Raw genomic sequence first — 14,516 nt, 5'->3', positions numbered from 1 at the left:
TCGGGCGCTCGGACTTCAAGCATCTCGGCCTGTCCCCATCGCGCTGGACGGCTCCGGACGGCTGGCTGCGCCGACGCGGCAACGGCTGGATCGCCGGCCGCGCCATCAGAGCTTGAGAAGCACCTTGGTCTCCTGGAGCTGCACGATCTGCGCGTTGAGCTCCTGGCGCTTCTGCTGGTCCTCGGTGGCATCGCGGGCGAGCTCGGCCGCCTCGATGTCCCGGTCGATCGATTCGGGGGTCAGCTCCTCGATCGGGGCGGCCCGCTCGGCCAGCACCGTGCAGGAGGTCGGCCCGATATCGGCGAAGCCGCCGCGCACGTAGATGCGCTTGCCGTTGCCCTGGCTCTCGGTGACCACGATGACGCCGACGCGCAGCGTGGTGATGACGGGGGCGTGGCCCGGCAGGACCGTCATCTCGCCCTCGCTCCCGGGGAGCTGCACCGCCTCGACGGCACCCGAATACAGGGTCCGCTCGGGGCCGACGAAATCGAACTGGAAGGTGGCCATCTGAAGCTTTCCGGGATCCAAGATGCTCGCTTCACCCGCGGACGGGGCGAAGCCTGACGGATGCCCCTCCCCCCGTATCGCGGGAGGGGCAGGACCGCCTTACGCGGCGGCCTTGAGCTTCTTGGCCTTCTCCTGGGCCTCCTCGATGGTGCCGACCATGTAGAAGGCGGCCTCGGGGAGGTCGTCGTAGTCGCCGTTCACCAGGCCCTTGAAGCCCTTGATGGTGTCCTCGAGCGCGACCTGCTTGCCCGGCGAGCCGGTGAAGACCTCGGCCACCGAGAAGGGCTGCGAGAAGAAGCGCTCGATCTTGCGGGCGCGGGCCACCGTCAGCTTGTCCTCCTCGGACAGCTCGTCCATGCCCAGGATCGCGATGATGTCCTGGAGCGCCTTGTAGCGCTGCAGGGTCTGCTGGACGCGGCGGGCGACGGTGTAGTGCTCCTCGCCGAGGATGGCCGGCGACAGCATGCGCGAGGTGGAGTCGAGCGGGTCCACCGCCGGGTAGATGCCCTTCTCGGCGATCGAGCGCGAGAGCACGGTCGTGGCGTCGAGGTGGGCGAAGGAGGCGGCGGGCGCCGGGTCGGTCAGGTCGTCGGCCGGCACGTAGATCGCCTGCACCGAGGTGATCGAGCCCTTGTTGGTGGTGGTGATGCGCTCCTGCAGGGCGCCCATGTCGGTGGCGAGCGTCGGCTGGTAGCCCACCGCCGAGGGGATGCGGCCGAGAAGCGCCGACACCTCGGAGCCCGCCTGCGTGAAGCGGAAGATGTTGTCGACGAAGAAGAGCACGTCCTGGCCCTCGTCGCGGAACTGCTCCGCGATGGTGAGGCCGGTGAGCGCGACGCGCGAGCGGGCGCCGGGCGACTCGTTCATCTGGCCGTAGACCAGGGCGCACTTGGAGCCTTCGGCCGAGCCGTTGTTCTCCTTCGGGTCGATGTTGACCTTCGACTCGATCATCTCGTGGTAGAGGTCGTTGCCCTCGCGGGTGCGTTCACCCACGCCGGCGAAGACCGAGTAGCCCGAGTGCACCTTGGCGATGTTGTTGATCAGCTCCATGATCAGCACGGTCTTGCCGACGCCGGCGCCGCCGAACAGGCCGATCTTGCCGCCCTTGGCGTAGGGGGCGAGGAGGTCCACCACCTTGATGCCGGTGACGAGGATCTGCGCCTCGGTCGACTGCTCGTCGTAGGACGGGGCCGGCTGGTGGATGGCGCGGTAGGTCTTGGCCTCGACCGGGCCGGCCTCGTCGATCGGCTCGCCGATGACGTTCATGATGCGGCCGAGCGTGTTCATGCCGACCGGCACCTTGATCGGCTCGCCGGTATCCGTGCATTCCTGGCCGCGGGTCAGGCCCTCGGAGGTGTCCATCGCGATGCAGCGGACGGTGCTCTCGCCGAGCTGCTGGGCGACTTCGAGGACGAGGCGGTTGCCGTTGTTGGTGGTCTCGAGGGCGTTCAGGATCTCCGGCAGGTGACCGTCGAACTGCACGTCGACGACGGGGCCGATGACCTGGGTGATCTTGCCGACCTTGTTCGAGCCGGCGCCGGGAACTGCGGTGTTGGCCATGATTGCCTACCCTTCGATGCGTGTGCGGACGGGGCGCCGGGGCGCCCGCTTCGTTTCGGTCAGAGCGCTTCCGCGCCCGAGATGATCTCGATGAGTTCCTTGGTGATCATGGCCTGACGCGTGCGGTTGTAGACCAGCGTCTGCTTCTTGATCATCTCGCCCGCGTTGCGCGTGGCGGAATCCATGGCGCTCATGCGCGCGCCCTGCTCGGAGGCGGCGTTCTCCAGGAGCGCGCGGAAGATCTGGACGGTCAGGTTCTTCGGCAGCAGCGTCTCGAGGATCGCCTCCTCGGAGGGCTCGAATTCCAGCGCCGCGTCGGAGCCGGGGCCCTTGGCGTCGGCCTCGGGCAGCTCGGCCGGGATGATCTTCTGCGCGGTGGGGATCTGCGAGATCACCGAGCGGAACTCGGCGTAGAACAGGGTCGCCACGTCGAACTCGCCGGCATCGAAGCGGGCGAGGATGTCGTCGGCGATCTCGGCGGCGAACTCGTAATCCACCGGCTTGTTGCCGCGGATGTCGCGCGAGGCGACGATCTGCTCGCGGAACTGGCGGCGGAGCACGTCGAGGCCCTTCTTGCCCACCGTGATGATCTTCACGGTCTTGCCCTCGGCCATCAGCCGGTTGGCATGGTCGCGGGCGAGGCGCGCGATCGAGGAGTTGAAGGCGCCGGCGAGCCCGCGGTCGCCGGTGCAGACGACGAGCAGGTGGGTCTGCTCGGAGCCGGTGCCCGACAGGAGGCGCGGCGCGCCGACGCCGCCGATCAGGCCGCCCGCGAGGTTGCCGAGCACCGCCGCCATCTTCTCGGCGTAGGGGCGCCCGCTCTCGGCGGCGATCTGCGCGCGCCGCAGCTTGGCGGCGGCGACCATCTGCATGGCCTTGGTGATCTTCTGCGTCGCCTTCACCGAGGTGATGCGGTTGCGCAGATCCTTCAAACTCGGCATCGGGCGGCGTCCAGATCCGTTCGGAAGAGCCTCTCCTCCCCGTGAGCAGGGAGGAGCCGGAGGTAGGGGTGGTTCAGGATGGCGTGCGGTGCTCCGGCCCCGCTCCCACCCCTGCCCCCTCCCCCGCTAGCGGGGGAGGGAAAGCCCGTCCGGGCTCAGGTGATGGCGGTCAGTTGATCGACTTGGCGACGCCCTCGACGACGCTCTTCAGCTTCGCCGCGTTGTCGTCCGAGAGATCCTTGGAGGTGCCGATCGCGTCGAGCAGGTCCTTGTGCTTCGTGCGCAGGGTGCCGAGGAGCTGGTCCTCGAAGGCGCGGACCTTGGCGACCGGCAGCTTGTCGAGGTAGCCGTTGACGCCGGCATAGATCACCGCGACCTGCTCCTCCATCTTCAGCGGCGAGAATTGCGGCTGCTTCAGGAGCTCGGTCAGCCGCGAGCCGCGGTTGAGGAGCTGCTGGGTCGAGGCGTCGAGGTCCGAGCCGAACTGCGCGAAGGCGGCCATCTCGCGGTACTGCGCGAGCTCGCCCTTGATCTTGCCGGCGACCTTCTTCATCGCCTTCGTCTGGGCCGAGGAGCCCACGCGCGACACCGAGAGTCCGACGTTCACCGCCGGGCGCACGCCCTGGTAGAACAGGTCGGTCTCAAGGAAGATCTGGCCGTCGGTGATCGAGATCACGTTGGTCGGGATGTAGGCCGAGACGTCGTTGGCCTGGGTCTCGATGACCGGGAGCGCGGTCAGCGAGCCGGCGCCGGCGGCATCGCCCATCTTGGCGGCGCGCTCGAGCAGGCGGCTGTGGAGGTAGAACACGTCGCCCGGATAGGCCTCGCGGCCCGGCGGGCGGCGCAGCAGCAGCGACATCTGGCGGTAGGCCACCGCCTGCTTGGAGAGGTCGTCGTACACGATCACGGCGTGCATGCCGTTGTCGCGGAAATACTCGCCCATGGCGCAGCCGGCGAAGGGCGCGATGAACTGCATCGGGGCGGCGTCGGAGGCGGTCGCCGCGATGACGATCGAGTACTCGAGCGCGCCCTGGTCCTCCAGCACCTTCACGAACTGGGCCACGGTGGAGCGCTTCTGGCCCACGGCGACGTAGATGCAGAAGAGCTTGGCCTTCTCGTCCGTGCCCTGGTGGGCGGGCTTCTGGTTGAGGATCGTGTCGAGGGCGATCGCGGTCTTGCCGGTCTGGCGGTCACCGATGATCAGCTCGCGCTGGCCGCGGCCGATCGGGATGAGGGCGTCGATCGCCTTGAGGCCGGTGGCCATCGGCTCGTGCACGGACTTGCGCGGGATGATGCCCGGGGCCTTCACGTCCACGCGGCGGCGCTCGGTCGACTGGATCGGGCCCTTGCCGTCGATCGGGTTGCCGAGGGCGTCGACCACGCGGCCGAGCAGGCCCTTGCCCACCGGCACGTCCACGATGGCGCCGGTCCGCTTGACGGTCTGGCCTTCCTTGATCTCGCGGTCGGAGCCGAAGATCACGATGCCGACGTTGTCCTGCTCGAGGTTGAGCGCCATGCCGCGCACACCCGACTCGAACTCGACCATCTCGCCGGCCTGGACGTTGTCGAGGCCGTAGGCGCGGGCGATGCCGTCGCCGACGGACAGGACCTGTCCGACCTCGGAGACCTCGGCCTCCTCGCCGAAGTTCTTGATCTGCTCTTTCAGGATCGCGGAGATCTCGGCGGCGCGGATGTCCATCGTCGGGGCCTCTTACAAATCGAATTCAGTCAGGTCGTCGGCGTTGCGGTCCCGCTTTCAGCGGGCTTCCCGCATCGCCAGGCGGATTCCATTGAGCTTCGTGCGCAGCGAAGCGTCGACCATGCGCGAGCCCATCTTCACGACGAGGCCGCCGATCAGGCTCGGATCGACGTGGAGGTCGACGTCGATCTCGGCCTTCGCGATCTCGCGCAGCGACGCCTTGATCTCGTTGAGGACCGCGTCGGAGGGCTTCTCGGCCACGCGCACCTCGGCGCGGACGATGCCCTTCGACTCGCGCACCAGGGCGCGGAAGACGGTGATCATGTCCGGCAGGGCGAACAGGCGACGATTGGCAGCGGCGAGGCGGATGAAGTTGGCGGCGAGCCCCTTGATCCCGGCCTTCTCGACAACGGCGCCGATGGCGGCGGCCTGCTGCTCGGCGGTGAAGACGGGGCTCTTCACGAGGCGGCGGAGATCGGCGCTCTCCTTGAGCAGCGCGTCGAACGTGTCGAGATCCGCGGCGACCGCATCGACTTGGCCGCCGTCGCGGGCCAGTTCGAACAGGGCGGAAGCGTAGCGGCCCGCCATGCCTGCGACGAGGGACCCTGCCTCGGAACCGTTCTGCGCCACCCGTCGCTCTCTCTTGCCTTGCCCGTGGTTCCGGCCGGGCCTGGCCCGTTCAGGGGCTGGGTGGGGAGACCGCGGGAGATGGGATTGTGCCGCGCGGCCGGGTGCATACTGCCCCCTGCCCGGCGCGGCGACCGCCTAGCATGGCAACACGGTGGCACGCAAGGCGAGGCGGATCGCGGCGGCGGCCGGTTCCACCAGCCGGCTGCGGCGAGCGGCCGCTGGCCGGCAGCCGGCTCAGCGCGCTTGCCCTCCCCCCTCTGCGGGAGAGAATGGCCCCGGCCTCAGGAGGGGGCGGCAGGGGGAAGCCCGCCTCAGAACGCACGCAAGACCCGCGACAGGCCCCCTCTCCCGAACGGGAGAGGGGACCCGCGTCCGATCCTGAAAATCAGCGATGCGCGTAGGCGACCGCCCTACCGCCGCCGGCCCCGGCCCTCGCCGATCCGGCTCGCGAGGCTGCGCATCGGGGTCTCGATCTTCTCGGCGACGAGCACGCCGGCGATGACGGCGGCGGTCATCGCGAGCAGCTGGGCGATCAGGGCGTGCATGGTCTGTCCACAGGTTCGGTCCGGAGCCGGCTCGGGCTCCGGCGGAGCTTAGCCGAGAAACCCTCGCGATTCTTGAACGGCCAGGCTTGACCGGAGCTTGCCCCGCCCTAGAGCGCGCGCCGATTGGATTGCCCCGCAATCCAATCGGATCACGCGTTCTCTATCAATGGGTTAGAGACGGATTCACCGATCCGGTTGAAGCAACCTGATCGGATCCGGCTCTAGCGCTCGGCCGCTCCGCAACCGGATCGCCGCGCGGCGTCCGGCGCGAGGCGCCTCAGCAGGCGAGCTTGTCGCAGCGGCGGGTGCTGGCGATCATCCGGGCGAGGGAGCGGGCGCCCGGATGGCCGAGGATGCCGGCATTCCCGAGGACGTAGGAGGGCGTCGCGTAGAGACCGAGATCGGCCGCCATACGCATGTGGCTGCGCAGGGCCTCGCGCACCGCGTCGCTGTCGGCGACCGACTCGATCTCGGCGGCCGGCACGCCGAGGCCGCCCGCGACCTCGAGGGCACCCGGCCCGTCGATCCGTCCCGGCTTGCCGAGCAGCTGGCCATAGAAGCGCCAGGCGGCCTCAGCGCCGAGCCGGCGCTGCACGGCGAGCATCACCTTGGCGGCTTGCGCCGATTGCGGCGACAGGATCGGGTTGTGCACGAGGCCGATGCGCAGGGCGGAATCGCTCTCGTGCAGCGAGACCATGTCGGCGGCGGCCTTGCGGCACCACGGGCAGTTGAAGTCGAAGAACTCGTAGAGCGCCGTCTCGGCATCGGGGGCGCCCGCATAGGTCACCCCCTTCAGGGCCGGGATCTGGCCGGTGATCTCGCCGGGCAGGATGGAGTTCGCCACCGCCTTGCCCTCGTCGTTGGTGACCGGCACGCGCTGCCCGTAGGACTGGGCGCGGGCGCGGTGTGCGGCGAGGCCAGGCGCCAGGAGGCCGGCGGTGGCGACGAGGAAGCGGCGGCGGTCGAAAGGCATGCCCGGCAGGTCCCGAGGGTCAGGAGCCGCCTTTCTAGCCGAGGTTGTGGCCTAACGGAGGCCACCGGAGCGCTCGCCGACCGCCCAGGCCAGGGCCTGTTCCAGGCGGTCGTTGCCCCAGAACAGCTCGCCGTCCTCGGTCAGGAAGCTCGGCGCGCCGTAGATGCCGCGCGAGCGCGCCTCCTCGCCCGCGACGCGCAGGCGCGTCTTGTTCGCCTCGGCGCTCGCCGCCCGGAGGGTCTGGGTGCCGTCGAGCCCGAGCGAATCGAGGATGCCGATCACGGCGGCCGGCTCGGCGATGGAGCGCCCCTGCGCGAAGCTCGCCGTGTAGACCGCCTTCGAGAAGGGCACGAGCCAGTCCTCGCCCTGGCCGAGGATCGCGGCCCGCGTGGCGCTGAGGCTGTTCTGCGGGAAGGGATCGGGCCGGGTCAGCGCCGGCAGGCCGAGCCGGGCGGCCTCGCGCTCCACGTCGCGCCACATGTTGCGGCCCTTGGCCGGGTAGAGGTTGAAGGGCGAGGAGGTCCAGCCCTGCGCCGCGAAGATCGGGCCGAGCAGGAAGGGCCGCCAGCGCACGGCGACGCCGGCCTCGGCCGCAGCCGCCTCGATCCGCATGGCGGCGAGGTAGGAATAGGTCGAGGCGAACTCGTACCAGAACTCGATGGCTGGCTGGCGGGCCATGGACGCAGCGTCTCCGCGTGGGAGGTCAGAAGCAAGTCGCGAACCGGCCGTGGCGCGCAACCGGCCTGGGCCTGACGTAGATGGGGCAGCCGGGGTTCCCGGCGAACCCCCCGGAGCCTGCGATCTCGGCGGGCTCAGGCCTGGCGCGGGCATGGCGGTTGCAGGCGCGGAGCCTGCGCGATAAGCCGCGCGCAACCGCGACAGCCTGCCGCGACAGCCCGAAGACGACGGAACCGCCGATGTCCGCTCCCGACCAGAAGCCCGTGAAGAAGGTCGTGCTGGCCTATTCCGGCGGCCTCGATACCTCGATCATCCTGAAGTGGCTGCAGACCACCTACGGCTGCGAGGTCGTGACCTTCACCGCCGATCTCGGCCAGGGCGAGGAGCTGGAGCCGGCGCGCAGGAAGGCGCAGCTGCTCGGCATCAAGGACGAGAACATCTTCATCGAGGACCTGCGCGAGGAATTCGTTCGGGACTACGTGTTCCCGATGTTCCGGGCCAACGCCGTCTACGAGGGCGTCTACCTGCTCGGCACCTCGATCGCCCGGCCGCTCATCGCCAAGAAGCAGATCGAGATCGCCGAGAAGGTCGGGGCCGACGCGGTCTGCCACGGCGCCACCGGCAAGGGCAACGACCAGGTCCGGTTCGAGCTCGGCTACTACGCGCTCAAGCCCGACGTCACCGTGATCGCGCCCTGGCGCGAGTGGGACCTGCGCTCGCGCGAGCAGCTCATCGCCTTCGCCGAGCAGAACCAGATCCCGATCGCCAAGGACAAGCGCGGCGAGAGCCCGTTCTCGGTGGATGCCAACCTCCTGCACGCCTCCTCGGAGGGCAAGGTGCTGGAGGATCCGGCGGTCGAGGTGCCGGACTACGTCTATTCCCGCACCCTCTCGCCGGAGGAGGCGCCCGACCAGCCGACCGTGATCACCATCGGCTTCGAGCGGGGCGACGCGGTCTCGATCGACGGCGAGGTGCTGTCGCCGGCCGCCCTGCTCGCCAGGCTGAACGAGCTCGGCCGGGCCAACGGCATCGGCCGGCTCGACCTTGTCGAGAACCGCTTCGTCGGCATGAAGAGCCGCGGCATGTACGAGACCCCCGGCGGCACCATCCTGCTGCCGGCCCACCGCGCCATCGAATCGATCACGCTGGACCGCGGCGCCGCCCACCTGAAGGACCAGCTCATGCCGCAATACGCGGAGCTGATCTATAACGGCTTCTGGTTCTCGCCGGAGCGCGAGATGCTCCAGGCGCTGATCGACAAGAGCCAGGAGAAGGTCACCGGCTCGGTGCGGCTGAAGCTCTACAAGGGCGGCGTGCACGTGATCGGCCGGACGAGCCCGAACTCGCTCTACGACCAGGATCTCGTCACCTTCGAGGAGGGCGCCGTCGCCTACGACCACCGCGACGCGGCGGGCTTCATCAAGCTCAACGCCCTGCGCCTGCGCACGCTCGCCCAGCGCAAGAAGCGCGAGGGCTGAGCGGCGGGGCCGGACGACGGCGCGTCCGCCGCGCCGCCGTCCGGCCGATCAGGCGTAGTCGCCCGGCGCGATGTCGGCGTAGCGCAGGAAGATCTGCAGAGCCGGCTGCATCGCGTGGTGCAGCCGGTCGAGGTCCGCCTCGGCACCGCCGAGGCGGCTTCGCATCGAGGTCTCCAGATCGGCCTCGCCGTAGGGCGCGGCCGGATCGACCAGCGGCACCATCCGGGCCTCGTCCCAACGGACCGCGAGATGCGGGATCAGGGCGAGGTGCTCGGGCGCCACGTCGAAGGTGATCTGCTCCGGGGCGGCGCCGGATTCGTCGCGGAAGACGTCGCCGGTCCGCGCCGGGTCGAGCTTCACGAGCGGGTTATGGTAGGTGAAGCGGCCGGGCTTGAGGGCCGCATGCCGCACGAAGGCGGCGAGCGCAGCGCCGACCGCGCGATGCTCCTCCTCGGCCCCCTCGTCGTCGCCGGTGACGTTGGCGATGTCGCCGTCGCGGTCGGTGCTGCCGTAGGGCGCGTCCGGATGGACGATCGGCGCGCCGTGCCCCTCTGAATTCCAGGCGACCACGAGGCGCCGGATCAGGGCGATCCGCTCCAGGGTGATCTCGGTGGGCTCGGACATCGGGTTCTCCTTGTCCGGCCTCCATAGCCGATAATCCGGGATTCCAAAGGGGCCACCCCTTTGGCGGGTCCAGGGCAGAGCCCTGGGAGAGCGCCGGGGCGCCGCCCCGGCACCCCGCCAAGAGAATGATCCCCCCTCGGATCCTCGGAGCGTCAGCGCAGGCAGCCCATCAGGCCCTCGACCTGGCCGAGACGCCCCTGGATGCGGCTCGCGATCCGGCGGAGCGCCGGGGTCGGCCTGCCGGCGCTGCGCAGGATCGGGTTCGGCAGGGAGGCCGCGAGCAGCGCCGATTCCGGGCGGGTCAGGTCGCGCGCATCCTTGCGGAACCAGTGCCGCGCGGCGGCCTGGGCGCCGTAGATCCCGTCGCCCCATTCGGCCACGTTGAGGTAGATCTCCAGGGTCCGCCGCTTGCCCCAGAGCGCGTCCACCACCACCGCGAGCGGGATCTCGAGGGCCTTGCGCAGGTAGGACGGGCCCGGCCACAGGAACACGTTCTTCACCGTCTGCATGGTGATGGTGGAGGCGCCCCGGCTCGGGCCGTCCTCGTCGTCGATCGCGTCGCGGAGCGCACCGAGATCGATGCCGTGGTGCAGGCAGAAGCGCTGGTCCTCGGAGGTCAGCACCGCCTGGACGAGGCTCGGGCTGATCCGCTCCAGCGGCACCGCCTCCCGGGTCACGGGGCGCAAGGTCAGCCAGCGCCCGAGCATCAGGGTTGAGGGCGGCGTCACGGCGCTATAGACGAGCGCCAGCGTGAGCGTGAGACCGAGCACGATGCTAGGTACGAGCAGGACCAGCCCCACGAGCCGGCGCAGCCGGCGCGGGCGCCCCGTCCGCTTCACCGGATGCAGCGGCCGCTCCTGCGCCGTCGTCACCCCGGGCGCCGCGCCTTGCCGCGGCTCCGCTCTGATATCCTCGGGCCGCACAGCGTCGCGTCTCGTTCCTCCCAAGGCCACGTTCCCATGACCTCCTCCCCCTCAACGCAGGCTAACCCCGGATCGGTCAAGGTGGAGGGGGGCGCGGACGGGTTTTCCCACAGGCTCGCCGGCATCGCCGACACGGTCGAGCGCTTCATGGTCGACCTGCTCGACGGCACGGTCCGGCCGGGCGAGATCGCGCGGCCCCCGCGCCTGATGGAGGCGATGCGCCACGCCGTGCTCGGCGGCGGCAAGCGCCTGCGGCCCTTCCTCACCATCGAGACGGCGCGCATGCTCGGCGGCCCCGAGGCTGGGGCGCTCGCCGCGGGCGCGGGCGTCGAGCTGGTGCACTGCTACTCCCTGGTCCACGACGACCTGCCGGCCATGGACGACGACGACATGCGCCGCGGCAAGCCCACCGTGCACAAGGCCTACGACGAGGCCACCGCGATCCTGGTCGGCGATGCCCTGCAGACGCTGGCCTTCGAGGTGACCGCCGATCCGCGCTGGCAGGCGGACCCGGCGGCGCGCGCCGACCTGGTGCTCGGCCTCGCCCGGGCCTCCGGCCTCGGCGGCATGGTCGGCGGCCAGCTTCTCGACCTCTCGGCGGAGGGCCGCTTCGGCGCGGTCAGCCTCGGCGTCGACGACACCCTGCGCATGCAGGCGATGAAGACCGGCGCGATCCTCGCCTTCTCGGTGGAGGCCGGCGCCATCGTCGGCGGCGCCGATTCCGATGCCCGCGCCGCCCTGCTGCGCTACGGCCACGCGCTCGGCCAAGCCTTCCAGATCGCCGACGACATCCTCGACCGCGAGGCCTCGCCGGAAGCGATGGGCAAGGCCACCGGCAAGGACAAGGATGCCGGCAAGGCGACGCTGGTCGACCGGCTCGGCCTCGACGGGGCGCGGGCGGAGTGCGACCGCCTCGTCGGCGTCTGCGACGAGGCGGTCTCGCGCTGGGGCGAGGGCGCCGCGGTGCTGCGGCAGGCCGCCCGCTTCACGGTCGCCCGCAAGACCTGATCGGGGGACCGGCCCACAGGGATCCGCTTAAGCTGCCGGTCAGGGCGGCTTGGGCCAGAACGCGCTCGACCGAGCGCGACGTGCCCCCTCTCCCGTTCGGGATGGAGAGGGGACGCCTCGCGCGTCGGGCCTGCCGGCCGATTCGGAGGCTCGCGCATCTTGGCCCCCGCCAAAGAGCCGCACGCCGCCGGGCTCCGGCTCTATCGCCACCACCCAGGGTTGTAGACTATGAGAGGTGGCTCGCGGCCGCGACGGCTGTCCGGGCCGTTCCGTCCTCGATCCCTGCGATGCTCCCCGAACAGACGCGTTTCCTCGACGCCGGTGGTGCGATGGGCGAGGCCATCCGGCGCCACGACTGGCGGGATTCGCCGCTCGGTCCGGTGGAGGCCTGGCCCGACGCCCTGAAGACCACCGTCGCGCTGATGCTCGGCTCGCGCTTTCCCCAGGCCATCGCCTGGGGACCGGAGCTGATCACTCTCCACAACGACGCCTTCATCCCGATCCTCGGCCACAAGCCCTCCGCGCTCGGGCGCCCCTTCAGCGCGGTCTGGGCCGAGACCTGGGACGAGATCCGGCCCATCGCCGAGGCGGCCCTGGCGGGCCAAGCGACCTTCATCGAGGACTTCCCGCTGGTGGTGGAGCGCGGCGGCAGCCCGGAGCAGGTCTACTTCACCTTCTGCTACAGCCCGATCCGCGACCAGACCGGACGGGTGGTCGGCCTCCTCGACACCGTGACCGAGACCACGGCCAATGTCGCCGCCAACCAGCGCCTCGCCTTCCTCGACGGGCTCGGCCGCGCCGTCGCGGAAGCCCGGGATGCCGACGCGGTCCTCGCCACCACGACCCGGATGGTGGCGGAGTATCTCCAGCTCTCGAACTGCGCCTATGCCGACATGGACGCGGATGCGGACGGCTTCACCATCCGGGGCGACTGGCCGCGCAAGGGCGCGCCGAGCATCGTCGGCCGCTACCGCCTCGCCGATTTCGGGCGCCTCGCCGTCGAGCGGCTGAGCGCAGGCCAGCCGCTCGTCCTCACCGACACCCTGCGCGATCTGGCACCGGAGGCGGCGCGGACCTTCGAGGCCATCGGCATCGCCGCCACGATCTGCATGCCCCTGGTCAAGGACGGGCGCCTGACCGGGCTGATGGCGATCCACGACAACCTGCCCCGGCTCTGGGCGGAGACCGACCTCGCGCTGATCCGCGAGGTGACGGAACGCTCCTGGGCGCATATCGAGCGGGTGCGCGCGGACGCGGCGGTGCGCGAGGCCGCCGCCGCACTGGCCGCCCTCAACGCCACACTGGAGCAGCGCGTCGAGGACCGGTCGAACCGCCTAGCCGAGGCCGAGGCGGCTTTGCGCCAGTCGCAGAAGATGGAGGCGGTGGGCCAGCTCACCGGCGGCGTCGCCCACGACTTCAACAACCTCCTCACCATCATCCGCTCGTCCGTCGACTTCCTGCGCCGGCCCGACCTGCCCGAGGAGCGCCGACGCCGCTACATGGATGCCGTCTCCGACACCGTCGACCGCGCCGCCAAGCTCACCAGCCAGCTCCTCGCCTTCGCCCGCCGACAGACCCTCAAGCCCGAGGTCTTCGACGTGGGCCGGCGGCTCTCGGGGGTGGCCGACATGGTCGACACGATCACGGGTGCCCGCATCCAGGTGGTGACCGAGCTTCCGGAGACGCCCTGCTTCGTGCGGGCCGATCTCAGCCAGTTCGAGACGGCGCTCGTGAACATGGCGGTCAACGCCCGGGACGCGATGGACGGCCAGGGCACGCTGACGCTGCGCCTCGCCTGCGGCAGGCCGCTGCCGCCGATCCGCGGGCATGGCGGCTCGCCGATGCCGTTCGCCGCGGTGTCGCTGTCGGATAGCGGCTGCGGCATCGAGCCGGCCCTGCTCGAACGGATCTTCGAGCCCTTCTTCACCACGAAGGAGGTCGGACGCGGCACCGGGCTCGGTCTCTCCCAGGTCTTCGGCTTCGCCAAGCAATCGGGCGGTGACATCGAGGTCACGAGCGCGGTCGGCGCGGGCACGACCTTCACGCTGTACCTGCCGGAGACCGAGCCGGACAGCGAGATCCGCCCCCCGGAGCGCGAGGTGCCCCCCGCGGCGACGGCGGGCTGCGGCGGACACGTCCTCGTGGTCGAGGACAACCTGGAGGTCGGGCGCTTCGCGACGCAGATCCTGCAGGATCTCGGCTACCAGACGAGTTGGGCTGTGACCGCCGAGGAGGCCCTGGACAAGCTCGGGCCCGACGCCGCCGGATTCGACGCCGTCTTCTCCGACGTGGTCATGCCGGGCATGGGCGGCCTCGCCCTGGCCCGGACGCTGCGGCGGCAGATTCCGCATCTCCCGGTGGTGCTCGCCTCGGGCTACAGCCACGTGCTCGCAGAGGACGACGCCCACGGATTCGAACTTCTGAGCAAGCCCTACGCGGCCGAGCAGGTCGGCCGCCTCCTGCGCCGGGTGATGGCACGCGCGGCGCGGGAACGCTCTTGAGCGCACCCGCGCCGGACGCCGACGGTGCCCCCCTCCCCCCGCAGAGGCAGAGTGATCGCAGAGGGACGCCTTTTTTCCGTACCGATGCCGTCGCCTCTCCCTCCCCCCTCTGCGGGGGAGGGCGGCCCCTGCGTCAGCAGGGGTCGGGAGAGGGGTGCGACGGTGCAAGCGGAGGCAGTTGGCCTTCATGCCTGCTCCGCCCCTTCCGGCAGCCGGGTTTCCCTCTCCCGCCTCACTCCGTTCGGCACCCTCCCCCATCCCAAGTCGGGCCTGCCCGACTTGGGCACGGGCAAGCGGATCTCGGGCAGGCCCGAGATCCGTGGGGGAGGGAAAGCGCAGCGGCAGGGCGAAAAGGCCTGCCCTGAGACAAAAAGCTTGACACGCGAGAACAAAACACGTACATCCCAGCCACGCGCTGTCCCGCGGCGCGACGGGTCCTGCAACCCGCC

Annotated in this window: 13 protein-coding genes; 3 read left to right on the top strand and 10 right to left on the bottom strand. The window is 70.5% G+C overall.

Translation table 11 applies throughout. From position 1 onward, the window contains the following. Window positions 1–105 precede the first annotated feature (105 nt). From MET9862_RS25495 to MET9862_RS25465, 8 genes are all read right to left on the bottom strand, one after another. Entirely contained in the window at window positions 106–507 is a 402-nt protein-coding gene (locus MET9862_RS25495; RefSeq protein ID WP_142585764.1) for a F0F1 ATP synthase subunit epsilon, read from the bottom strand. A 99-nt stretch (window positions 508–606) separates the two neighbouring features. Beyond that, window positions 607–2,067, bottom strand: a complete 1,461-nt coding sequence (atpD, locus tag MET9862_RS25490) for a F0F1 ATP synthase subunit beta (RefSeq protein WP_142585763.1) — start codon at window positions 2,065–2,067, stop codon at window positions 607–609. A gap of 59 nt (window positions 2,068–2,126) precedes the next feature. Further along, window positions 2,127–3,008, bottom strand: coding sequence for a F0F1 ATP synthase subunit gamma (locus tag MET9862_RS25485; RefSeq protein ID WP_142585762.1), 882 nt, complete (start codon window positions 3,006–3,008; stop codon window positions 2,127–2,129). Window positions 3,009–3,177: 169 nt separating this feature from the next. Then, complete coding sequence (gene atpA, locus MET9862_RS25480) at window positions 3,178–4,707, bottom strand: F0F1 ATP synthase subunit alpha (protein ID WP_142585761.1); 1,530 nt, start codon at window positions 4,705–4,707, stop codon at window positions 3,178–3,180. A 57-nt stretch (window positions 4,708–4,764) separates the two neighbouring features. Further along, window positions 4,765–5,337, bottom strand: a complete 573-nt coding sequence (locus MET9862_RS25475) for a F0F1 ATP synthase subunit delta (RefSeq protein WP_142585760.1) — start codon at window positions 5,335–5,337, stop codon at window positions 4,765–4,767. A gap of 410 nt (window positions 5,338–5,747) precedes the next feature. Further along, on the bottom strand, window positions 5,748–5,882 hold the full coding sequence (locus tag MET9862_RS30535) for a hypothetical protein (protein ID WP_280178997.1): 135 nt from the start codon (window positions 5,880–5,882) through the stop codon (window positions 5,748–5,750). Between the two features lie 277 nt (window positions 5,883–6,159). Continuing rightward, window positions 6,160–6,855, bottom strand: a complete 696-nt coding sequence (locus MET9862_RS25470; protein ID WP_142585759.1) for a DsbA family protein — start codon at window positions 6,853–6,855, stop codon at window positions 6,160–6,162. 51 nt (window positions 6,856–6,906) lie between these two features. After that, on the bottom strand, window positions 6,907–7,533 hold the full coding sequence (locus MET9862_RS25465; RefSeq protein WP_142585758.1) for a 2-hydroxychromene-2-carboxylate isomerase: 627 nt from the start codon (window positions 7,531–7,533) through the stop codon (window positions 6,907–6,909). Between the two features lie 239 nt (window positions 7,534–7,772). On the opposite strand from MET9862_RS25465, the gene MET9862_RS25460 reads away from it, so the two are divergent. Further along, window positions 7,773–9,011, top strand: coding sequence for an argininosuccinate synthase (locus MET9862_RS25460; RefSeq protein WP_142585757.1), 1,239 nt, complete (start codon window positions 7,773–7,775; stop codon window positions 9,009–9,011). A gap of 48 nt (window positions 9,012–9,059) precedes the next feature. Here the strand turns inward: MET9862_RS25460 and MET9862_RS25455 are convergent, their stop codons facing one another. After that, complete coding sequence (locus tag MET9862_RS25455) at window positions 9,060–9,635, bottom strand: hypothetical protein (protein WP_142585756.1); 576 nt, start codon at window positions 9,633–9,635, stop codon at window positions 9,060–9,062. 152 nt (window positions 9,636–9,787) lie between these two features. Further along, window positions 9,788–10,507, bottom strand: a complete 720-nt coding sequence (gene mtgA / locus MET9862_RS25450) for a monofunctional biosynthetic peptidoglycan transglycosylase (protein WP_244612905.1) — start codon at window positions 10,505–10,507, stop codon at window positions 9,788–9,790. A gap of 87 nt (window positions 10,508–10,594) precedes the next feature. Here mtgA and MET9862_RS25445 point away from each other — a divergent pair, with 87 nt between their 5' ends. Both MET9862_RS25445 and MET9862_RS25440 read left to right on the top strand, forming a co-directional pair. Next, on the top strand, window positions 10,595–11,566 hold the full coding sequence (locus MET9862_RS25445; RefSeq protein ID WP_142585755.1) for a polyprenyl synthetase family protein: 972 nt from the start codon (window positions 10,595–10,597) through the stop codon (window positions 11,564–11,566). Window positions 11,567–11,853: 287 nt separating this feature from the next. Further along, window positions 11,854–14,067, top strand: a complete 2,214-nt coding sequence (locus MET9862_RS25440; RefSeq protein ID WP_142585754.1) for a GAF domain-containing protein — start codon at window positions 11,854–11,856, stop codon at window positions 14,065–14,067. Window positions 14,068–14,516 lie beyond the last annotated feature (449 nt).

The organism is Methylobacterium symbioticum (genome assembly GCF_902141845.1).
Taxonomy (GTDB): Bacteria; Pseudomonadota; Alphaproteobacteria; order Rhizobiales; family Beijerinckiaceae; genus Methylobacterium; species Methylobacterium symbioticum.
Note: the sequence above shows the minus strand (reverse complement) of the source record. Positions and strands in the feature narration are given on the sequence as shown.

Bases quoted from the DNA above. Each gene is read 5' to 3' on its own strand.
- MET9862_RS25495 (WP_142585764.1), bottom strand. From the start codon at position 507: ATGGCCACCTTCCAGTTCGATTTCGTCGGCCCCGAGCGGACCCTGTAT.
- atpD (WP_142585763.1), bottom strand. From the start codon at position 2,067: ATGGCCAACACCGCAGTTCCCGGCGCCGGCTCGAACAAGGTCGGCAAG.
- MET9862_RS25485 (WP_142585762.1), bottom strand. From the start codon at position 3,008: ATGCCGAGTTTGAAGGATCTGCGCAACCGCATCACCTCGGTGAAGGCG.
- atpA (WP_142585761.1), bottom strand. From the start codon at position 4,707: ATGGACATCCGCGCCGCCGAGATCTCCGCGATCCTGAAAGAGCAGATC.
- MET9862_RS30535 (WP_280178997.1), bottom strand. From the start codon at position 5,882: ATGCACGCCCTGATCGCCCAGCTGCTCGCGATGACCGCCGCCGTCATC.
- MET9862_RS25470 (WP_142585759.1), bottom strand. From the start codon at position 6,855: ATGCCTTTCGACCGCCGCCGCTTCCTCGTCGCCACCGCCGGCCTCCTG.
- MET9862_RS25465 (WP_142585758.1), bottom strand. From the start codon at position 7,533: ATGGCCCGCCAGCCAGCCATCGAGTTCTGGTACGAGTTCGCCTCGACC.
- MET9862_RS25460 (WP_142585757.1), top strand. From the start codon at position 7,773: ATGTCCGCTCCCGACCAGAAGCCCGTGAAGAAGGTCGTGCTGGCCTAT.
- MET9862_RS25455 (WP_142585756.1), bottom strand. From the start codon at position 9,635: ATGTCCGAGCCCACCGAGATCACCCTGGAGCGGATCGCCCTGATCCGG.
- MET9862_RS25445 (WP_142585755.1), top strand. From the start codon at position 10,595: ATGACCTCCTCCCCCTCAACGCAGGCTAACCCCGGATCGGTCAAGGTG.
- MET9862_RS25440 (WP_142585754.1), top strand. From the start codon at position 11,854: ATGCTCCCCGAACAGACGCGTTTCCTCGACGCCGGTGGTGCGATGGGC.